Genomic DNA, 21,515 nt, shown 5'->3' on the forward strand with positions numbered 1-21,515 from the left:
ACACCGCTTTCGCTGCTCTATGTCACCATAGAGATGAGACTATATCATGATCTCTTTTTAAGAGACCCCTTGCTTTTCGGATACCAATCGCTTGTACCCTACTCTACTCACTTCCGTCTATTAACGTGTTTTCGATAGTCGTTAGAGGCGGTCCCTGCCTTCAATCAATAAAATGATAGTTATTCCACTTTTCTCTTGGATTTTGACATCTTCGAGAAACTGTACGATGATCGACTTTTAGATCCAAAACTCTTATAGCTTCTGATATGCTTCTATAAATAACATTGTCAATCATAACCGATTTGTTTTTAGCATTATTCATGCTTATTATTATTTTAGCTTCATCGCTATGATTGTAACCAAGACAGCCGCCTTGACCACCCTGTGTTTTGTTATAGCCATAGTTTTCATCACTTGATTGAAAAAGTAATATCATTAATTTTTCCAAAACGATTAATTCTTCATCTGTCAAAGCATCATCATCAATAAGTACAAAGAATTCGAAAGAAGCTTCTCTGTGTTTATTAAATGCTCTTTGCAAATGCGAATTGTCATGAATGTTCGACCTAAGAGTTGATTTATGGACACAAAGCCTATCATATAAGTTTATTGATTTTCCAATGTAAACTTTTTTGTTTACATTGTTTTTATTACATAAATTCCTCTCAAAGTACATCAGTCCTTATACAATATACTTTGATTGAAAGCAGTTCTTTCCTACGGGATTGTCTCACAAAGTGAGAGTTTCCCCGTTTAACAAGGTTTTCGACATACATCACTGTATGAAGGTGCTGCCATTAACACAAATTACTAGAATAAATCATCCCTTCATGTTTATTCGGATTGCGGCGGTTTACTTCATCACGGTAAAACATAAACGGAACGCCTGTTTCAAGCTGGCTTCTCATAATGCGTTTCATAATGTCGATCGCCGGCACCGTTTCACGGGAAAGATGTTCATTTTGCACGCATTGCTCATATTTTTCACGGAATGAACCGGCGCCGCGTTTTTCATCATAATAATCCTCAAGCGAGAAACCCATGACCGTACGCACTTCATGCGGGTCAAACAAATGCCACTCGCCGCGCGCATCTACCTGTTCCATAAATACATCCGGCAGAGAAACACCTGTGAAAATATCGTGCGCACGCAAACGCTCATCACCGTTATTTAGTTTCAAATCTAAAAAAGCGAAGATATCTTTATGCCAAACATCTAAATACACCGCAACCGCTCCTTGCCGCTGGCCGAGCTGATCGACGCTGACCGCTGTGTTGTTCAGCTGTTTAATCCACGGCAGGACGCCGCTGGAAGCCCCTTTAAACCCGCGAATCGACGAACCGCGGCTGCGCACTTTTCCCATGTAGACGCCAATGCCGCCGCCATATTTCGACAATGTCGCAACATCGGTGTTGCTGTCGTAAATGCCCTGCAAACTATCGTCTACTGTGTCGATAAAACAGCTCGACAGCTGTCCGTACGGTTTACCGGCATTCGACAATGTCGGTGTGGCGACTGTCATATACAAATTGCTCATCGCCCAGTATGATTCGGCAATTTTTTCAAGGCGGTTTTCCGACTCATTTTGCATAAGCGTCATCGCGATCACAAGCCAGCGCTCCTGAGGAAGTTCAGCCGGTGTTTTGTCGAAATCACGTGCCACGTAGCGGTCCATTAACATTTTCAAGCCGATATATGTAAAGTATTGATCGCGTTCCGGCTGGATCAATCGGCCGATTTCTTCCAGTTCTTTTGTTGTGTAAGCAATGGTTAAGCGTGGATCGTATAACCCTTTCTCTGTCAGCATTTGGATCTGATCCGCGAAACGGCTGTAAACTCCTTCTGCCGTTGTATTGCGCTTTTGAGCCTGATCGCGGTACACATCCTGCAAATAAATACGGGCAGCGACGAATGTCCAATACGGTTCTTCTTCTTCCATGAAGCTAAGCGCCTCAAGCGTCATCGCCTTCGACCAGGCGGAAATATCAGCATCCGGGCGTTTCGCTGTCCAGCGTTCGCTGACGCGGAGAAGCGGGCCGACTTTTTCCTGGCCGAATTCGCTTATGAGGTTATGTACGATCTGGTCGATTTCTGAAATGGTGGTGATGGTCATGATGATTCCTCCTTTGTGTGTGGGCGCAATAAAAAGAGCGATGACTCAAGCCTCTTCGGTTGAGTCATCGCTCTGAACGGGTAAAAATGAGGAAACAGACGGAATCCGCCGCTTCCACCTCTCAACCCCCGAAGAAAGTGCCGCTTTCCGAAAAACGGGCAGGTCTCCTGGCTCGTGCGTCATCCTCCTGCCGCCTTCCCGTTTTCCACAGTGGCCTGGCATTCGTCTGCACTTACAGTTGCGGGGACAGCTCCGGTATCTCACCGGATTCCCTTTTAAACCATTTCTGGTACCTGTTTTTCATCGCATACTATATATTGTGTTTTAATCCTTACAAATCGTAACATATTGTATTCACGATGTACAGCTAGAAAATGCAATTCGATTTCTTTACCGTCATTTCTCGCTTTAACGCCCTGGCATTGGAAAAATTTTAAAAAGATGTGGTATACTATGCTTAATGTTTGATTTAATCAAAAGCGGGTATAGAAATGACTACGAAGAACTTAGAACGGAGATGACGAGGAATGAATTTGAAAAAGCTGATCAAGTACGGTGCTATTATCGCTCCAATCGTTTACCCGAAAGTAAAGGAACGCGTAGGTACACGCAGTCTGCGTAAATCATACAGCGATTCACACAGAACACGCATGTCAGGAAAAAGTATCCTTGATAAATTAAAAGATTAACGAAACAGGTCCTTGATGAAAATCAGGGGCTTTTTATTTTGAACTGTCTCAGTTGACAAAATAGGGTTGTGCGGGTGGAAGACCGGATTCTGCTTCATGCAGGCTGAATTCATGGAAAATCCGTGCAAAAGAGCAAAAAAACCGGCCCATAATCAGAAAATCCGGCTATAGAAATGAAGATGGGGATGTCTCAATGAGCTGTTGAGCCATCCCCTGCTTTTTATTGCAGAACAGCGCTTTTGCTGAAAAATTCTTTGTAAAGCTCGCGCAGCACATTGTCTGTATCTTTTGCTTGAATGCCAAACACAAGGCTGACTTCAGATGAACCTTGGTTGATCATTTCAATGTTGGCACCAACACGGGAAATCGCCGCTGTTGCACGCGCGGAAAGGCCAAGTGTATTATGCATTCCTTCACCGACAAGAACAACCATCGCAAATCCGTGCTCAACGTGCGCGTTATCAACATCCAGTTCTTTTCGGAAGCGCTCCAAAATACGTTCCTCTTTTTCCGGTGTCAGCTGATGGCTGCGTACGATCACGGACAAATCATCGATGCCAGATGGTGTATGCTCGTACGACACTTCTTCCTCTTCCAAAATTTGCAGAAGACGGCGGCCAAAACCAATCTCGCGGTTCATCAAGTATTTGCTTACATAAAGAGTCGAAAAACCGTCATCCGCTGCAATGCCAATGACCGGGCTCTTTGAATATTCACGCTCTGCCACGATCATCGTCCCCGGTGCAGATGGATTGTTTGTATTTTTAATGCAAACCGGTACAGAATGCTGGAATGCCGGCATTAATGCTTCGTCATGGAAAACAGAGAAGCCGGCATACGACAATTCGCGCATTTCGCGGTATGTCATCCGCTTAATTTCTGCTGGATTATCAACGACTTTCGGATTCGCCGCAAAAACAGAATCAACATCCGTAAAGTTTTCATACAGCTCCGCTTTCATGGCCGCAGCCAAAATAGAACCGGTAATATCGGAACCGCCGCGGGCAAATGTCATTATGATCCCTTCTTTTGTGTAGCCAAAAAAGCCCGGGAAGACAACGATTTTGCCGTTTTCACGCAATTTCGCCAAATTATCGTACGCTTCCGGAAGCGCGCGGGCGCGGCCCGGCTCGTCGCTGACAATTAAGCCGGCATCTTTCGGATTTACGTATTCCGCATCCAGACCGATGCTTGTAAAATACGCCGCGATTAACTTCGCATTATTATCTTCGCCGCTCGCCTTCAACTGGTCCAAAAACAGCGGTGGGTTATCGCGGTTTTCCTGCAGCCGTCCGCGTAAATCTTCTTCAATAACGTTGACGATTGTGTTGTCCAGCCCAAGACCTTGCGCGATATCCGCATAGCGGTCCACTACTGCTTTCAGTTCTTTCTCCGCATCCTGATCCTGTAATGATGCATGAGCAAGCGCGATTAATAAATCCGTTACTTTTATATCATCACCGAAGCGTTTACCCGGTGCCGATACGACAACCGCTTTTCGTTTCGGTTCATCTTTAACGATTGCGGCCACTTTTTTAATTTGTTCTGCGCTCGCAACCGACGTACCGCCAAATTTACATACGATCATATTTGCCACTCCTTGCTTGTTTACATTCTAAGCTGAATGTTTGCGGAAATGCCGCTTTATCTGAAAAATTATACCACCCTTCGACCGAAAAAAGAAGAAATAATCAGAATTAATTTTCATAGAAAACAGCTGAAAATGAAGGGAAAGAACCCTGTATTTTCAGCTGTATCTATTTCCGCATGGAGCAAAGAATAATACATTCACCTGCTTCCTTCCCGTATACCTACCCCGCTTCTTTAAATCATTCATTTTGGGGTCTCCTATTGGCTAAGGCCGTTTTAGAGAATGTCCATCCATATTTTAATGGCTGTTCCCAGAATCAATAACGCCAACAGAACCTGCAGTATTTTTGTATTCACTTTCTTTCCAGCTTTTGCTCCTAAAGGAGAGGCAATTAAACTGGCGATGATCATGATCGCTGCCGGGCCGTAAAGCACCTGATCGGTCGTTATTTTTCCAATGGCGGCGCCAATGGACGAAATAAACGTAATCGCAAGCGAGGTGGCAATCGTCATTCTTGTCGGGATTTTCAAGACGACCAGCATAATTGGAACCAAAATAAAGGCTCCTGCTGCACCTACTATGCCGGCTGCAATACCGACAATAAATGCCAATCCGGCCGCCAGCCATTTATTAAATGCGACCTGGTCAAACGGAATATCATCGATTCCTTTTTTCGGGATAAACATCAGCACAGCCGCAATTGTCGCAAGTATACCGTAAACAAGGTTGACGCCTCCCTCGGACATCATGCCAGACCCATAGCCGCCTATGAAGCTTCCAATTAAAATACTTGATCCCATATAGATAATGAGGGTTTTATTCAAGTAGCCGCCTTTTCGGTACGCCCATACCCCGGCAATTGTGGCGAAAAAGACTTGAATGGCGCTGATTCCGGATACTTCATGGGCACTGAACGCCGCCAATCCGAGCATAGGCGGGATATATAAAAGCATGGGATATTTAATGATGGACCCGCCGATTCCGACCATCCCGGAAATAAACGAGCCAATAAAACCGATCAAGAAAATGGTGACAATAAAAGCAAAATCCATCCGTTCCTCCCCCTTCCAAAAGGAGAAAGGGTATCAAGTCGATACCCTTTCATTTCCTTATCATCCTTTTTTGATCCAGAATTTAAGAACATCGCCTTCTTCTGCATGGTTCACCAGGTCATGTCCTCCTGATTTTGCCCAGGCAGTCAAGTCCGCTTTCGCTCCCTTATCCGTCGCATGGATTTCCAGCACCTGCCCGGATTCCAGTTCATTCATTGCTTTTTTCGTTTTGACAATCGGCATCGGGCAGGCAAGCCCTTTGGCATCTAATACTTTATCTGAATTCATCATCATCTCTCCTCTTTTATGTTAAAACCTATTTTCAATCGTCTTATCGTACCGCACAGCGGTTTGGACCGATTTCCATTTCACGCTGCTTTTCATCGTCCGGGGTGATTTTCCCCATATTCGTCTCACGGATTTCCTGATAAGCATTTGGCTGCGGCGGCAGATTGCCGGTGACCATTTCTCTGAACACGGCTTCATCTTCTATATTCAAGCCATGATTTTTTTCAGACAGCGTGCCTAATTTTTCTGATACACTGCCGTCTTCATTCAGCTCTTCCATGATCATAAAGTGAGCCGGAAGTACAATGAGCTCATCCGATAATGCTTTATAGCGTTTGTATAGTGTTTCTCTCAAATCGCCGACCCAATCCTCTGCCAATCCTGCAAGGTCAGGTCTTCCGATGGAGTCAATAAAGAGGATGTCTCCGGAAAGTAAATACGTATCATCTATAATAAAAGAAGTTGATCCAATCGTATGGCCCGGAGAATATAAAGGCTGAATCTGGATCGTCGTATTGCCGATCATGACATCATTACCTTCTTCTAACGGTTCATATTGAAAGACTACTTCCGCTGCGTCTTTTGGCGGCAGCCAGTACGTGGCATTGACCGCTTCGGCAATCTGTCTTCCGCCTGAAATATGATCTGCATGAAGATGCGTATCAAATACATGCGTAATCGTCGCACTAATTTCCTTCGCAAAGTCCATGTACACGTCTGTCATACGCGTAGCGTCAATAAGGGCGGCTTCTCCATTTGATACCACCATATAAGAAAGGCATCCTTTTCCGATGCGGACAAACTGATACAGTTCGCCACCGTCTTTTAAATCGCCGACTTTAACCGGCTCTAAATGTTCACTCCATGCTTTCATGCCGCCTTGAAGATAAGATACAGTTAGTCCTTCCTCTGATAGCATCTCAGCGACCATGATGGATGAACCTTCTTTTGCACATATAACTAATACTTCTTTATCTTGAGGGAGCTGCGGTAAAATTTCCTCGACTCCATCCAATAGATCAAAGTAAGGAATGTTTAGGTATTGAACATTTTCCCCTTCCACTTTCCAGTCCTGAAAAGCATCTTCATTCCGGACATCTAAAATAAAGAACGATTCTTTATTGATGACCTTTTTCGCGACTTCTTTCGTTGTCATTGGAGTTACTGGCATTCTCATTTACCCCCTACAGTATATTAAACTTTAAAAATTTTTCTTCTATTAGAATGTTAATGTCACATCAGCATCTTTTGCGAATTCCAGAAAAGTAACTGCTCCGCCGACTTCAATTCCATCAACAAAAGCATCTTTTTCTAATCCCATAACATCCATTGTCATCTGGCAGCCGATAAAAGTAACGCCCATTTCCTGAGCCATTCCCACAAGTTCCGGAATAGAAGGGACATTGGCTTTTTTAAATCCTTCAGCAAAATGCTCTTTCCCTGCCGGCATCGGCAGCTGCTGGTATGCTTCTTTATGAATGAGGTTAAGTCCTTCAAATGTAAAGAAAATAGCTACTTCTTGATCAGTTGCCGCCGCTGCGGTTGCGATATTGAACACCTTGTATGCATCGAATAACCCGCCGTTCGCGGCAATAATTGCTGTTTTTGTACTCATGTTCTTTTTCCTCCCTTGTTCATACCGTTTTCCCTGTCCAGTCACGCATGCCAGGCACTACATTGATCAAATGTTTGAATCCTTGTTTCGCCATCGTTTGTGCGGCTAATTCACTTCTTCTGCCTGAATGGCAGATCACATAAATTAATTCATCTTTCTTTAATTCGCCGGAGCGCTGTTCCACTTCACCAAGTGGAATATGAATGGCACCATTAATGTGCCCCTCTTCGTATTCATCTAATTCACGTACATCTAGAATTGTAAGATTTTCACCATTTTCTACTTTTTCTTTAAAGTTCTCTAAAGAAATTTCAGGAATCACCGCAGGTTCTGCTGCAGCGTTTGCGCCATCTTTACGCAGGAAGTGTCTAAGAACATCACCTTCTGTTTCCGTCCCTAAGTATTCATGGCCTGAGCTTTTTGCCCACGCTTGCAGATCAGCTGTTGATCCTTTATCTGTCGCTTGAATTTCCAGCACTTGCCCTGCTTCTAAATCCTTCATCGCTTTTTTTGTTTTGACAATCGGCATCGGACAAGCTAATCCTTTAGCATCTAATACGAAATCCGTTTGAATCATCTGTATATCCCCCTTTTATTTTACCACCATGGGTATATTTTCGTATAAAATTTTTTTATTCTGTCGGACCCTGCCATTCCATCATTCCGCCCGCCATATTGACCACCTGATAGCCATGATTTTCAAGAAGCTTCGCTGCCATAGAACTTCTGCCGCCTGACCGGCAAACCATAATATGTTCTTTTGATTTATCAAGATCCTGCAGACGGAATTCCAATAGTCCCAAAGGAATATTCACGGCACCGGGAATTTTCCCGGCTGCTGCTGCTTCTGTTTCGCGGACATCAATAATAGAAAGATCCTTTTTTTGGCTGACTAACTCTTCTACCTCATTTGACATGATTTGTTTCATCAAAACTCCTCCTTCCCCTTTATTCATTTGCTTGTTGCCGCCTTGATTAAATAAACAGGTTTACATTTCCGTCTTCAGCATCCGCTAAATAAGCTGCTACACCCGCATATTCAATGTCATCCAGCAATTCTTCCTGCTGCAAACCAAGCAGATCCATCGTCATCGTGCAGGCAACCAGCTTTACATCTTGTTCCTGAGCCATCTCAATCAATTGCGAAAGCGTCATCGCATTGTGCTTTTTCATGACATGCTTGATCATTTTCGGCCCCATTCCGGCAAAATTCATGTTGGATAAACCCATTTTGTCCGCACCACGCGGCATCATTTTCGCAAACATTTTTTCAAGGAATCCTTTTTTCAGCTCCATTGGTTCATCTTTGCGCAAGGCATTTAACCCCCAAAATGTGTGGAAGATCGTCACCTCGTGATCGTAAGCTGCTGCGCCGTTTGCAATGATATATGCCGCCATTGCTTTATCATAATCTCCACTGAATAAGACGATCGTTGTTCGTTTCTTTTGTTCTGTCATGATGATGCCTCCTCATTTGATATCTACCTTTACCTGTATAGGTATATAAAATAGTTAAAAAAAATTAGCCTTTTTGAATGTAGAAGGTAAACACGTTATCTTCTTCTTTTGAATCGAGGAGCATATGCCCTGTTGATTTTGTCCAGGCTGTCAAATCACTTTTCGCGCCTTTATCCGTTGTTTTAACTTCCAGAATTTGTCCTGCTTCTAAGTTATTCATGGCTTTTTTCGTTTTCACGATGGGCATTGGACACGCCAGCCCTTTTGCGTCGAGTACTTGATCTGCGTTCATGCTTTTTCCTCCGAAATGAATTTTATACCTGTAAGGGTATATTAATATAAAGCAGTTGATTCGTCAACCTTATATAATAAATCTTTATTTTCATCTGCTTTTGACAAGCAGCTCTACGGCTTCTTTCACAAGATTATCCGTACCAACGCCTGTTTCAATGTTTACTCTAATACACTGTTCCAGGTTGGCACTGACAATAACCCCCATTGTCCGATCAATAGCCCCTCGTACCGCCGATAATTGTGTCACTACGTCACGGCAATCTTTTCCTCCCTCTATCATGTTCAATATTCCTCTAATTTGTCCTTCAATCCGTTTTAAACGGTTTTCGATTTTTTTATCGTATGACATAACACATGTCCCCTTTTTGTTTTTGATTCGATTGATGTTTTGTAATACAAAACTATACCCAGTTAGGTATATTGTCAAGCGTATTTATTTCTTTTCTTTATACCGAAAAAAGACCTGCTTCAAAAAGCTGGAATGCAGAAATTTATATAGAAAAAGCATACAGAGACAGACATCTTTTGGTGACATTATCGAACGGCACAATGGTTTGGGCCGATTTCCATTTCTCTCTGCTGTTTCAGGTCCGTCATGATTTTGCCCATGTTCATTTGGCGGATCCCTTGATAAAGATTTTCTCCTAAAAAACCGGTCCGTTTTTCCGTCGTCTTCTTAACATATAGTGAACGGGCGCATAGAGCCAGATAGCGATGACTGCACCGGTAATGTCAAGCAGCACATCACTAACAAGCGCTGTCCGGCCTCCTGTCTGCAGCTGGTGATATTCATCAAACACTGCATAAAGCCCGGTCAGTAAGAGCGCAATGACCGCTGCTTTCATAAAATGAAGCCGGACAGCTGTTTCGAGGAATCTCGTTAAAGACACAGCCAGAATACCAAATAATAGCAAATGGGCAAATTTTCGAATGAGAAACTCCAAAAAATAATAATATCCTCTCTCTTCAACGGAAATCAGCCGGCTCCAATACGTCAGTTCCAGCTGTGATAACAGCCCTTTTAGCGGTTCCCCCGGAAGCATAAGCTGAAGCAAAGGGATAAGCGACTGCTGTTCATACGTCTGGGATGAAAAGAAATAGATCATACACGCTGTTAGTAAAACCAATAAAACAGGTTTCATTGTCTTCCCCCGGTTTGTTTTTTCTCTATCATATGATATTTAACTGGAATTAAGGTTCACATTTCTATGAAAAATCCGTTTTATTATTCATGCCCTAGTCTGCAAAACAGGCAGACACCTTATTGTTGATGCATAGGTCCTATTTGCTTTATACTTGCAGAAAATAGGGATAGTCGAAAGGATGTACATGTATGAGCGAGAATCTTCTTGACTCTTTTTTCCATAAACGGCTTAATGAAGTCTCAATGCGTATTTTAGAAATGGCTGGACATTTTTTAGACGTAAACACCTTGTTTATTGCCGTGAATGACCATAAACAAAATACCTTTTTACACGTCTCCAATAAAAACGAAATCCTTGCGTCCGTAGGTGACTCTCTTCCTTATTACGACACTTACTGCTCGCTTGTCGAACTAAATAACGGTTCCTCTCTTTATATTCAAGACATTACCACCCATCCCCTTACCCGGCAGCTAGCTGTAACGAATAATCTTGGGAGCGGTTCTTTTTGTGGTGTGCCGATCTATTTAAAAAATAATGAGATGTACGGCACAATTTGCGCGCTCGACCGAAATCATTTTGCTTTGACAAGCGAACAGCTTTATCTGCTGGAGACACTCGGACAATTTCTTTCTTATATTATTGAGCTAGAGCAGTCTCATTTGACAGATTCTCTCACCGACTTGTTTAACCGGACGTTTTTACATGAATATATGAAAGAATGGGAAGCGAGTGAAGCGTCCATTCAATCGCTCGGCTTTTTATTTCTGGATCTGGACCGATTTAAACAGGTGAATGATACGTACGGTCATGAAGCGGGAGATGAGCTGCTGGTCCAGTTTTCCAGACGGCTGCAGGAGTGTTTCCCCGCCCGGTATCCGGCCGCGCGCATCAGCGGAGATGAATTTTTAATGATCATGCCGGGTGAAACAAGAGATAGTATTTTATCTATGCTGCAGGAATCCGAAGAAACGCTGCGCACACCGTTTATGATTAATGGCACAGCACTTCATTTATCGTTCAGCGCCGGCATCAGTGTTTATCCCGATGATGGTGATGATTGGAAACAAATTTTAAAACAGGCGGACATTAGCATGTATCAGGCAAAGCATGCCGGGCGGAATAAAGTATTTTATTATGAGAAAGCTATGGATGCCGATTTCCTGCAAAAGATGTCGATTGAGCAAGACCTGCATCGGGCGATTGAATGGAATGAGCTGAAGCTTGTGTTTCAGCCGCAGTTTCACTTGCACACAGGCGAAATGACTGGAATGGAAGCACTGCTCAGGTGGCATCATCCGAAATTCGGGATCGTACCGCCGCTGCAATTTATTAAAACAGCAGAAGAAAACGGGTTAATTGTCCCAATTGGTGAATGGGTAGTGGAGGAAGTATGCCGGATTATTCAGCGCTGGGAGGCTGCGAATATGCCCATTTATCCGGTATCCATTAACGTATCAACACGCCAGCTGCAAAATGATTTTGTTTCCTTTCTGGAGCGAATGCTGTCGAAGTATGATATTCCGTCGTCCATGATTAACATTGAGCTGACTGAAAGCTTTTTAGCGGACAGCACCGCGTTTGCGGTATTGAATCAATTTCAGGACCTCTGTGTTGATATCGCGATCGATGATTTTGGTACCGGTTTTTCATCCCTTAGCTACCTGGAGCGGTTCCCTGTACAGTTTATTAAAATTGATCAATCATTTATTCAACGGATGCTCGACAGTAAAAAGCAGACGGATATTGTTCACTCCATCATTGTCATGGCGCATGCGCTAGAAGCGAAAACGATTGCGGAAGGGGTAGAAACATCCGAACAGGCTGCCTTATTAAAACAGCTCGGATGTGACTGGGCGCAAGGATATCATTTCAGCCAGCCAGTAAATGAAGAAGAATTACGTTCGCTTCTTAAGCGCTAAAAAGAAAGAAGAAGGGGCTGTCTCAAAAGGTCATGGAGACAGCCTCTTCTTCGTTTCTATGGCCGAATTTCTTGCTCTTTGGGCCGGAATTTCCGATTTTGAGCCGGTTTCCTTGTTATTTGGGCCGAATTCTCAACAATTCGGCCTTCATGAGGCAGAATCCGGCTTTCATTTCGATAAATCAGCCTAAATAGCTCACAATCCGGCCCTCCCTCTGACTTTCTCTTTTAAAGCGTTTCCTTTTTCTTTTCAACAATTTGCAGCACTTCTTTATTCGGACCGGCGAAGCGGATCGCCCGGCGGCCCCCTTCACCGATGGTCGGCTGATCCGCTAAAAATTGAACGCCTTTCGCCCGCAGTTCCGCTATCGTCTGTTCATAATCTTCCACTGCGAAAGCCAAATGATTGACAATGCCCTGTTCTGCATAGGATGCCGCTTGGTTCAGGTCACGAAGCAGCTCGACTTCAAAGCCGGGAAGACCCTCATGCGTTAAAAAAGCAATCTCTTTTGAATGAATCGCTGTTTTCACCCTCAGCGTAAACCCCAGCACTTCTTCATAAAACGCAATGGACTGATCCATATTTTTAACCATAATTCCAACATGCTCCGGTCTGATCATGTTCTACCTCCAAAAAAGATTTCATTCTTTTAGCGGAATAACAGAAATAGAAGCCCAGCCCCCGCTGTTTTGCCATTCAAGGACAAGAAAGCGATCGCTGTCATCCGCTATACCATCCGGATCGAGCAGCTGCTTGATTTCTTCTTTATCTTTTATTTCTTCAAAAGGAAGCGGAAGGTCACGCCAATCCGGCCCTTCTTCGCTTTCTGTCCAAACAAAATCCTCCAACTCTGTTTTCTGCTCTTCCGTATTCGCCGTGACGATAAAGGCTTTTGCCACATTGTCTGCAGAAGCAAACCGTTCGCCGCCCGGTATGCGCTCACGAATTTCTTTCAAAACGGCTGCATCGTCAAAGTTTACATTAACAGAAACCGTTATTCCGTGCTGCTTTCCGAATGCAAATTCAAGGGAACCCGCGCTTGTCCCATAACGATGGTTAAATAGTTCTGCTTCACTGGACAGTATCTCTTTTTCAAGTGCAGACCGGATCGCTTCAATGTCCTCTTTGTCCGCTGTATTGCCAAGCTGCGTGCCTCCATTGCCGTCATAGCCGGTCAAATACGTAATGTCAGCCGGGTTTGTGATCGCAAACAATACATTGGAAGCCCGAATGAATTCAACATTTTTGCGCAGCTCCCCTGTTGCTTTCACCAGTTCATCCTTCTGCACGGCATACTGGCGCTGCACACGGCTGCCATCCTTCAACACATACGTGATCGAAACGGGATAATGATCATACATTGTTATCCCGTTGCCAAGATCGATGAGCTGCTCATGAACATCTCTCACTTGCTCAATGGAATTTTCGCCTCTCATAAATCCGGCATCCGCTTTCTTCAGTTTCTCCTGTTCCTCTTCTAAATAAAAATAGTGTTCAAATGGTTCCGCGCTGTCTCCAATATATACTTTTTCAATTTCATCTGTTTCCGGTATGGCATTTTCATACGCTTTCGCCGCAAATGTGCCTGGAATCAGAAGGATGAAAAGCCCCAGCACGTAAAAAGAGAAACCTTTCCAAGGCCATACAAGACGAAGTGATTTCTGCACAATCATTTGCAGAACGGTATAGCTCACAAAGGCGCCGATTACATAACCGGCAATCAGCCATGCCATCGACCCGCCTAAGAACTGACCGAAATACACGCCGCCGAGTAACATGCCGGCATACGTTAAAATGAAAATAAATGCCCATCGGAAAAACGGAAACACAATCGTTTCATCGCCCGCTTCAGCAGGACGCACTTTATAGACATAGTACGATACAGCTATAATGACAGCTATCAGAACAAGGTAAACAGCCCACTCCACTCCGGTGAATGGCCTCATGTTAAATGCTGCCGCTCTGATTAAGAAGCTGCCGTCTTCCATCATTTTGGCTGTATATGAATCAACGGCCAGACCGCTGATAAAATACCGCGCATTCGATAGTGTGATCACCACTAAACCGGCGGGCAGGACGAGTATGCCGTATGCCATAATACCTTGAAGTATCGCCGATCCGATAAAAAGACCGATCATTACTGTGATAACAAACATGAAAATCACGATAAAAATCGATACACCCGCCCATTCGGCCAGCTGTCCCATCGTATACGTGATCGGCTTCACGAACGGACGCATCATAAGTAAAATAACCGCATTAATTAAAATCGGCACGATAAGCGACACCGCACCTGCCGCATAAACATGCGTAAGCAGCGTTTCCCGTTTAAATGGCAGGCTATGAACAAAATCAGACGATCCTTTCTTCGTCATATAGCTTGTCAAGATGATTCCGGCCAATACCGGAAACACGATATACGACAAATACTGCAGCGCATATGAAATGGCAAATAAAAAATTGCGCGGATTTGATTCAATTAAATACTGAATGTTCCACTCATCCCGAAGCGCGATCATCATCCCCAGCGGCAGCAAAATAATCTGCGATAAAAGAAAGAACACGCTAATCCATAAAATGGATCGGGAATGCTGCATGAACAGCCCCTTATTAAACGATAAGATTCCGGATTTCATAGCCGACACTCCCCATTTCGTACATAAAAATTTCTTCCAGTGTAAGCGGCAGCACATCATAAATCGCTGGTTCATAAGAGCGAACGTAGCGGTCAATATTACCTTCCGCCCCGCGTACGATGCACGTCAGCACACGGCCGCGCTTCTCATGATGGATCACATCCATTCCCGCAAGAAACGATTCATCCGGCATTTTTTTAAACGCCACCTGCAGTTTGCTGATGTCCGTCTTCAACTCTTCCAAATCACGTTCATATAAAAGTTTTCCTTTATGCATGACCCCTACCGCGTCACAAAAATCTTCCATCTCCCGCAAATTATGGGACGATACAAGCACCGTCATCTCACGGCTGCTCACATCTTGAATAAGCAAATTTTTCACCTGCTGGCGAATGACCGGATCAAGCCCATCAAATGGCTCGTCCAAAATAAGTGCATCCGGCATCGCCGACAAAGTCAAAATAAACGCGGCCTGCCGCTGCATTCCTTTCGACATCCGGGTCAGCTTCCGGTTCGGATCCAGATCCAAATGTTTATACAGCTGATGAAACCGCTCCTCGTTCCAGCGATCATAGACTGCTTTATAAAACGACGCCATCTGAAAAAGCGATGATTGATGGAAAAAATAGGGCTGATCCGGGATGAACAGCACACGTTTTTTGACATCCGGCGCTTCAAAGATGGACGATCCTTCAATTTCAGGCACCCCTTTATCCGACCGAATAATACCTGATATTATTTTTAGCAGCGTTGTTTTTCCGGCACCGTTTGACCCGAGCAGTCCGTAAATGGACCCTTTTTTCACATTGACATCTACATCTTTTACCGCATCAAAGCGGCCGAATCGCTTCGATACATTGTCCGCTTTAATCATCGTCGCCGCCCCTTTCCGGTTCCTCCATTGTTTCAATTAACTTTATTACTTCATCTTTCGGCACACCTAAAAACAAAATTTCTCCGACAATTCGTTCGAGCTCTTTTTTCAACATCTCCATTCGCTCCCTATTTATCTCGTTTTTGACCGGTGACACGAAACTTCCTTTACCTGGAATTGAATAAATATAGCCTTCCCGTTCCAATTCCCGATACGCTTTTTGAATGGTATTCGGATTAATGGTTAAATCCTGCGCAAGCGACCGGACCGACGGCAATTGCTCATCTTCCTTCATCACTTCCCAAATTATCAGCTCTTTCAGCTTTTCCGTCAGCTGCTCATAAATCGGCACCCGGCTTCTCGTATCAATCGTAAACATCTCTTTCCTCCTTTCCTCACAAACCGTACTAATTGTATTAATATAAATAATACAGTTATCTGAAAAAGAAAGCAACATTTTCCATAAAAAAAGAAGAGAGGCTGTCTTAAAATATGAATAAGACGCCCCTTTTCATTTCCATGGCCGGATTTTTTCCAAAAAGCGGAAAAATGTACTCGCGGGCCGAAAAAAATTTTTTTCGGCCCGCGCGCAGCAGAATCCGGCTTTATTTTCGATAAATCGGCCTAAAAACTCACAATCCGGCCTATCTTTATGCTCTTTGCAGCAATGATAAAAAATAGGACGCGCCCGCCGGCACGTCCTATTTTTTATATTCTTTCGTTTCTTTCAGTACACCGTGGACGATAAAACGTTTTTCCGGTTCAGACGACTTGTAGCACGTGACAAGCGTAATAACTGGTTCAATTGTATTATCAAGAATATCGGTGCGGCTTTCATGGACGACATCTAATTCGGTCACTTCATACGTATATGTATACGTTAAATCCGTCACCGTAATAAGAGCGCCTTTTTCCACTCGTAAAATCGGACTGAAAAGAAGCGTGTCCCGCTTCATATGGTGGCCGGCAAGCGCATAGTTGCCGAGGCCCATCCATTGATCGTCCCGCATGGTCGTCGCCCCGGCGAGCAGATTTTCATTTGTCGTTCCTTTTAAAATCGGCAAACTGAGCTCCACTGAAGGGATCTCAATCTGCCCGACAATGGCTGACTTTTCCACTGCTGCTTCTTTCGTCACCGTATCCAGAACAGACGGAGGCTCAATTGCTTCCATTTCAAACTCGGCCGGTTTTTCATTGTTTTCCCTAATCTCTTCGGGCGACAGCTGTACAGCCGCATATTTTTCTGTATTCGCTTCGAGCAGCTCATATTTCCAAAAAGGCGCGCCAATTAAAATAAATGACGCAATAATAAACAAAATGGCAATGATTTGTCTTGCATTCATCATGTTCTATTAAGCGCGTTTTCCTTTTTTCATCAGCAGGAATGCACCCGCCGCAAGAAGCCCGCCGCCGAACATGTACAGAATCGATGAGTCATCACCTGTTCTCGGTAATGTGCCGGATGCCGCAGCCGCTGTCGTTGTTTTTGTATTTTCTTTCTTCAATTCAAGCGTCTCACCACTCACAATCGTCACGACTGTTTTTTCAGCTGAACGCGTATAACCGGACGGTGCTTTCGTTTCTTCAAGCGTATATTTACCCGCTTCTAAATTTTTGAACACCGCTTCCCCTTTGTCATCCGTGACGACTTTAGCAACAAGCTTCTGGTCTCCAGTATAAAAATAAAGTGAAAATTCAGCGCCTTTCAACACTTCCCCTGATTTTCCATCCGTTTTCGTAATGGAAAGCGTACCGTATTCACTTATATTTTCCACTTTTTGCGCAGCAGCGGTTTGACGGCTGATCACAATTGGCCATGATTCTGCCGGTAAGATGTAGCCCTCCGCTGTTTTTGTCTGTGTAAGCGTGTAATTGCCATATGAAAGACCGGTTAACGACGCATTACCATTCGCGTCTGTTACAGCCGTCTTCACATATAGACCATTTTCCGATTTCAGCTCAAATTCGGCCCCTTGAATAGGCATAGCCGTTCCTTTCTCAACTGCTGTAATGGTTAATCCGCCTATTAATCCGGACGCTTTCGTATGCGCTGCTTCTTTCGTTACCACCGCCGCATTTAACTGTACCGTCCAGGGCTGATCCGGTACTGCGTATCCAGCCGGTGCAGCTGTTTGTGTCACCACATACGTGCCGTACGGTAAATTCGGCACAGATGCTTCACCCGCACTATTTGTCGTCAGCGAGGCGACAACTTTACCGGCACTATTAACAACGGTAAACACCGAACCCGCTAATTTTGCTTTTGTCTCCGCATCAAAAGCCGTCACTCTCAATGCACCTGTGCCGGTCATGGTTTTTGTGACCGTCATCTTGACCTCAGCCGGCTCCGTACGGCCAATATTAAATGACGCATTGTATGTGCCTGCCGCTGTCACTTTCGCTTCATTGAAAAGGACGGGGATAAAAATCGTCCCTGCAGTGCCAAATTCAATGGCAGCATCACGATCGAATGCAGCGGTAACTACCCGCGCACCGGCATCCACTTTCACCGTACCGATATTCGTTCCGTCTTTTGTCGTCAATGTTTTTTGAATATTATCTCTTACGTTAAATATGTCCGGGAGCGTCATCGCAGCCGGGGCATCTCCTTTATAAGACCACGCAAGTTCAATCATCAGCTGCTCATTTTTTGCAAACGGCTGATCCGTGCCGCCATCCGCGTGTGTCACCTTCACCCCATCATAAAACGCCGTTTCGTCTACGGCTTGAGCCGGGTGGGCCAATCCGACGGCAATCAAAAGCGCCAGAAACAACATAAAGAATTTTTTCATATGTTTGTCTCCCAGTTTTTTATTTTTATTTCCAAAAAGCATTTTTCTTAGCTAATTTTACCATAACAAGGGTGGAAAACCATCAAAAATTTTCTGACAATAAACGGCGTGTTCGATAATCGTGAATGAATGTAACTAATTTCTGACGATGTGAAATAATCGAGCCCCTCCGCCAAAAGCAGAGGGGCTGCAGATATTCATCAATTGGATATATGATGAAATTACATTTATTTACTGACCGGTACCCGATCCAGACGCTCCATCTTCAATCGGAATTTGAATCAACTGCTCCGTACCGGTTGCTTTCGGCATTACACCGTCCCATTTTTCGATCCATTTGTTTTGAATGACTTCATGGGAAATGGACTCTTTAATAATCTGATTGTAGTCGGCAATCCCCTGCGCTTCAATTTTCTTTTTTTGCGCTTCCGCTTCCGCAATCTTCAGTTCAATTTGTTTCCGCTCTAGTTCCTGTGCAGCCTCCACCCGCTTATCAATAGCCGCCTGTGTTGATTCATCCGGTTTTGGCACGCCGAGCGTCAGATTATCAACGACAAACCCAAGTTCTTTAATGTCGTCAGAAAACAAGTTTTGTACATTCACAGCTGCCTCGGAAGACTTTTCACCATACGTATCAATAACGGAGTATTTGGCAATTCCTTTCCGGCCCGCATCCCACAATCGGGTGCGTAAATAAGAGTCTTCTATTTGCTCAACCTCAATCGGACCAAATTTATTAAACACATCTACTACTTTATCCGGCTGGATACTGTAATTGTATGCGAAATCAACTGTTACACTTTTCCCGTCAGACGTGGCGACTTGGATATCTTTATAATTAACTGTCTGCATGCGAATCGGATATACCGTTACTTTGTCGAACAGGCCGACAAGATGCCAGCCCTGGCCGAGCGTTTCATCCTGTACACCGCCGTTCGGACTGTACACAACACCGACATAACCATTTGGAATCTTTTCAATAAACATAGAAAATAGTGCAATACCAATAATGAGTGCAAGCGCCACAAGGGAGCCGCCAAGTACTTTTTTGTTCGTTCCTTTACTTCTCTTCGTCCCTGTTTCCATCTTGATGATCCTCCTTCAATTTTTCTTTTACTTTACTCGCCGTCTCCCCTACCTTTTTGAAGGACGGCGACAGCATCAGCCATATACCGGCACCGATCAGCAATATGACAAAAATCGAACCGATAAACACCTTCATCCCGATCACCCCTCTTTTCCTATTTTTACGGACAATTGTTAAAAAAGTTTCAACTATTTTCACATTCTTAACCTTTTTTTACATTAATCACACAATTATCTCATCGTGACTTTACAATCGTTTTCTACCATAGCAATTGTGAGTTAAAAACACAAAAAAGGTGGGTCCAGTTATGTCTCAAGATTTAAACAGAAGAAAATTTTTAACGTATGTCGGTACGGGTGTTACCGCGTTGACAGTTGCTTCGGCCGGTCTCGGCACATTCGCTCCAAAGACGCAGGCACAAGGTACGAAAGCCGCTTCACACTTATTCGGCATCAAGAAAAAAGTATCTGGATTAAATTTTAAACCGATCAGCCCATCTGCAAAAGATGACCTTGTTTTACCTCGGGGCTATAAATATGATGTTGTCGCTTCTTATGGTGATGTCATCAACAACGCCGGTGATACATTTGGCTACAATAATGATTTCACCATGTTTTTCCCAATCAACAACTCTAATCAGCGCGGTCTTTTATGGGTTAACCATGAATATACGAGCGATCTTTGGGTAACAGGCCCGAAAACAAATGGTAAATATTCAGCTTCACAAATTCAAAAGCTTCTTTATAATCAAGGCGGTTCGATTATTGAAATCTACCAGGATGACGAGGGTGTCTGGAAGATGGATATGAAATCGCGGTATGCCCGCCGCATCACAGGCTTGACACCGTTCCGGCTGACAGGCCCTGCACGCGGTTCAAAAGCTGTGGGCAATGTCGATATTGTGCAAGGGACATTCGCAAACTGTTCCGGCGGGAAAACGCTGTGGAATACAGTATTATCTGCAGAAGAAAACTATGAGTCAACGTCAGCGGCTGCTTCATTAAATGAGACACATTACGGCTGGATTGTGGAAGTTGATCCATTTGACAAAAATTTTGCCCCGCGCAAGCATACCGCACTCGGACGATTCCATCATGAAAACTCAGCCATGGGCTTAACGAATGACGGTCGCATTGCGGTTTACATGGGCGATGACAAAGCAGATGCATGTGTCTATAAATTCATCAGTAAAAACAAATATCTCAAGTCCCGCAAACAGGCAAATTCTGATTTGCTCGAAGAAGGAACATTGTATGCGGCGAACATGTCAAAAGGAACATGGGTTGCACTGACGATTGAAGCCGTTCGTGCTGCAGCGAAAGACAACAAAAATTTGCTCGCCAAATTCCAGACGCAGGCTGATGTGCTTGTTCATGCTCACGAAGCAGCTGTTTTACTTGGTGCAACACCGACAGACCGTCCTGAAGATGTGGAAATCAGCCCATTTGATAAATCTGTTTTTATCGCCCATACAAACAATGCAAAACACGGCAACATGCACGGACATATTACGCGTTTTCTTGAAGACGACGATGATCTCGGTTCCCTCACATTTGATTTCGAAATTTTCGCATGCGGCGGCCGTCAAAGCGGATTCAGCGCGCCGGATAACTTAACGTTCGACAGCGACGGCAACCTTTGGACAGTAACGGATATTTCGTCAAGCTCCGTCGGCAAAGGCATTTTTGAAACATTTAAAAACAACGGTGTATTCGTCATTCCTACAAGCGGCCATGCAATGGGTGAAGCGTACCAATTCGCATCCGCACCGGTCGAAGCGGAACTGACGGGTCCATGCTTCACTGATGATGAAACAACATTGTTCCTCGCTGTACAGCATCCGGGTGAAGAAACAGAAGATATCAACAATCCGACAAGCATGTGGCCGCACCGAAAAGGCGATAACCAGCCGCGTCCATCTGTCGTTGCGATTACAGGCTTTAAATATTAAGGAGGATTTT

The 21,515-nt window shown here is 44.2% G+C and carries 23 protein-coding genes, 1 pseudogene and 1 riboswitch; of the genes and pseudogenes, 3 read left to right on the plus strand and 21 right to left on the minus strand.

Translation table 11 applies throughout. The annotated features are described in order from the left end of the window. Positions 1-160 precede the first annotated feature (160 nt). Positions 161-676 (minus strand): GIY-YIG nuclease family protein, encoded by a 516-nt coding sequence (locus BTO30_RS01305; RefSeq protein WP_075396899.1) that lies wholly within the window; start codon positions 674-676, stop codon positions 161-163. Positions 677-800: 124 nt separating this feature from the next. Beyond that, positions 801-2,114: pseudogene (locus BTO30_RS01310) on the minus strand (ribonucleotide reductase N-terminal alpha domain-containing protein); the annotation flags it as partial. A gap of 140 nt (positions 2,115-2,254) precedes the next feature. Beyond that, positions 2,255-2,426: riboswitch (cobalamin riboswitch) on the minus strand. A 215-nt stretch (positions 2,427-2,641) separates the two neighbouring features. Here BTO30_RS01310 and BTO30_RS17160 point away from each other — a divergent pair. Then, positions 2,642-2,803, plus strand: coding sequence for a hypothetical protein (locus BTO30_RS17160; RefSeq protein WP_158023553.1), 162 nt, complete (start codon positions 2,642-2,644; stop codon positions 2,801-2,803). A gap of 220 nt (positions 2,804-3,023) precedes the next feature. Here BTO30_RS17160 and BTO30_RS01315 read toward each other — a convergent pair whose 3' ends face one another. From BTO30_RS01315 to BTO30_RS01365, 11 genes are all read right to left on the minus strand, one after another. After that, positions 3,024-4,391: an aspartate kinase gene (locus BTO30_RS01315; RefSeq protein ID WP_075396900.1), complete on the minus strand. Its 1,368-nt coding sequence runs from the start codon at positions 4,389-4,391 to the stop codon at positions 3,024-3,026. A gap of 278 nt (positions 4,392-4,669) precedes the next feature. After that, positions 4,670-5,446, minus strand: coding sequence for a sulfite exporter TauE/SafE family protein (locus tag BTO30_RS01320; RefSeq protein ID WP_075396901.1), 777 nt, complete (start codon positions 5,444-5,446; stop codon positions 4,670-4,672). 60 nt (positions 5,447-5,506) lie between these two features. Beyond that, entirely contained in the window at positions 5,507-5,734 is a 228-nt protein-coding gene (locus BTO30_RS01325) for a sulfurtransferase TusA family protein (protein ID WP_075397057.1), read from the minus strand. 43 nt (positions 5,735-5,777) lie between these two features. Beyond that, the gene (locus BTO30_RS01330; RefSeq protein ID WP_075396902.1) at positions 5,778-6,905 is read right to left on the minus strand and encodes an MBL fold metallo-hydrolase; all 1,128 of its coding nucleotides are present in this window, start codon (positions 6,903-6,905) and stop codon (positions 5,778-5,780) included. A gap of 48 nt (positions 6,906-6,953) precedes the next feature. Beyond that, a complete protein-coding gene (locus BTO30_RS01335; protein WP_075396903.1) occupies positions 6,954-7,349 on the minus strand; it encodes a DsrE/DsrF/DrsH-like family protein in 396 nt (131 codons plus the stop codon). A 19-nt stretch (positions 7,350-7,368) separates the two neighbouring features. Next, positions 7,369-7,926: a sulfurtransferase TusA family protein gene (locus BTO30_RS01340; RefSeq protein ID WP_075396904.1), complete on the minus strand. Its 558-nt coding sequence runs from the start codon at positions 7,924-7,926 to the stop codon at positions 7,369-7,371. A gap of 55 nt (positions 7,927-7,981) precedes the next feature. After that, positions 7,982-8,278 carry a rhodanese-like domain-containing protein gene (locus BTO30_RS01345; protein WP_075396905.1) on the minus strand — a complete coding sequence of 99 codons (297 nt, stop codon included), beginning with the start codon at positions 8,276-8,278 and terminating at the stop codon, positions 7,982-7,984. Positions 8,279-8,324: 46 nt separating this feature from the next. Beyond that, the gene (locus BTO30_RS01350) at positions 8,325-8,807 is read right to left on the minus strand and encodes a DsrE/DsrF/DrsH-like family protein (protein ID WP_075396906.1); all 483 of its coding nucleotides are present in this window, start codon (positions 8,805-8,807) and stop codon (positions 8,325-8,327) included. Between the two features lie 64 nt (positions 8,808-8,871). Beyond that, entirely contained in the window at positions 8,872-9,099 is a 228-nt protein-coding gene (locus BTO30_RS01355; protein ID WP_075396907.1) for a sulfurtransferase TusA family protein, read from the minus strand. 90 nt (positions 9,100-9,189) lie between these two features. Further along, positions 9,190-9,450, minus strand: a complete 261-nt coding sequence (locus BTO30_RS01360; protein ID WP_075396908.1) for a metal-sensitive transcriptional regulator — start codon at positions 9,448-9,450, stop codon at positions 9,190-9,192. Between the two features lie 295 nt (positions 9,451-9,745). After that, positions 9,746-10,243 (minus strand): VanZ family protein, encoded by a 498-nt coding sequence (locus BTO30_RS01365; protein WP_075396909.1) that lies wholly within the window; start codon positions 10,241-10,243, stop codon positions 9,746-9,748. A gap of 191 nt (positions 10,244-10,434) precedes the next feature. On the opposite strand from BTO30_RS01365, the gene BTO30_RS01370 reads away from it, so the two are divergent. Next, on the plus strand, positions 10,435-12,165 hold the full coding sequence (locus BTO30_RS01370; protein WP_075396910.1) for a bifunctional diguanylate cyclase/phosphodiesterase: 1,731 nt from the start codon (positions 10,435-10,437) through the stop codon (positions 12,163-12,165). 227 nt (positions 12,166-12,392) lie between these two features. On the opposite strand, the gene BTO30_RS01375 is transcribed toward BTO30_RS01370, so the two are convergent. The 8 genes from BTO30_RS01375 to BTO30_RS17320 form a co-directional block, all read right to left on the minus strand. Next, positions 12,393-12,785, minus strand: a complete 393-nt coding sequence (locus BTO30_RS01375) for a VOC family protein (RefSeq protein WP_075396911.1) — start codon at positions 12,783-12,785, stop codon at positions 12,393-12,395. 21 nt (positions 12,786-12,806) lie between these two features. After that, complete coding sequence (locus BTO30_RS01380) at positions 12,807-14,801, minus strand: ABC transporter permease (RefSeq protein ID WP_075396912.1); 1,995 nt, start codon at positions 14,799-14,801, stop codon at positions 12,807-12,809. After that, positions 14,776-15,675 carry an ABC transporter ATP-binding protein gene (locus BTO30_RS01385; protein ID WP_075396913.1) on the minus strand — a complete coding sequence of 300 codons (900 nt, stop codon included), beginning with the start codon at positions 15,673-15,675 and terminating at the stop codon, positions 14,776-14,778. The genes BTO30_RS01380 and BTO30_RS01385 overlap by 26 nt, the downstream gene beginning before the upstream one ends. Continuing rightward, positions 15,668-16,054: a GntR family transcriptional regulator gene (locus BTO30_RS01390; protein ID WP_075396914.1), complete on the minus strand. Its 387-nt coding sequence runs from the start codon at positions 16,052-16,054 to the stop codon at positions 15,668-15,670. The genes BTO30_RS01385 and BTO30_RS01390 overlap by 8 nt, the downstream gene beginning before the upstream one ends. A gap of 322 nt (positions 16,055-16,376) precedes the next feature. Next, on the minus strand, positions 16,377-17,021 hold the full coding sequence (locus BTO30_RS01395) for a class A sortase (protein ID WP_245796279.1): 645 nt from the start codon (positions 17,019-17,021) through the stop codon (positions 16,377-16,379). A 6-nt stretch (positions 17,022-17,027) separates the two neighbouring features. Then, positions 17,028-18,467: an LPXTG cell wall anchor domain-containing protein gene (locus BTO30_RS01400; RefSeq protein ID WP_075396915.1), complete on the minus strand. Its 1,440-nt coding sequence runs from the start codon at positions 18,465-18,467 to the stop codon at positions 17,028-17,030. A gap of 231 nt (positions 18,468-18,698) precedes the next feature. Further along, a complete protein-coding gene (locus BTO30_RS01405; RefSeq protein WP_075396916.1) occupies positions 18,699-19,553 on the minus strand; it encodes a prohibitin family protein in 855 nt (284 codons plus the stop codon). Next, the gene (locus tag BTO30_RS17320; RefSeq protein WP_169829339.1) at positions 19,528-19,689 is read right to left on the minus strand and encodes a hypothetical protein; all 162 of its coding nucleotides are present in this window, start codon (positions 19,687-19,689) and stop codon (positions 19,528-19,530) included. Before BTO30_RS17320 ends, BTO30_RS01405 begins: the two co-directional genes overlap by 26 nt. Before the next feature lie 172 nt (positions 19,690-19,861). Here BTO30_RS17320 and BTO30_RS01415 point away from each other — a divergent pair, with 172 nt between their 5' ends. Further along, positions 19,862-21,505 carry a PhoX family protein gene (locus BTO30_RS01415; protein ID WP_075396918.1) on the plus strand — a complete coding sequence of 548 codons (1,644 nt, stop codon included), beginning with the start codon at positions 19,862-19,864 and terminating at the stop codon, positions 21,503-21,505. The last annotated feature ends 10 nt before the right edge of the window (positions 21,506-21,515 follow it).

Source organism: Domibacillus antri (genome assembly GCF_001936625.1).
Taxonomy (GTDB): Bacteria; Bacillota; Bacilli; order Bacillales; family Domibacillaceae; genus Domibacillus; species Domibacillus antri.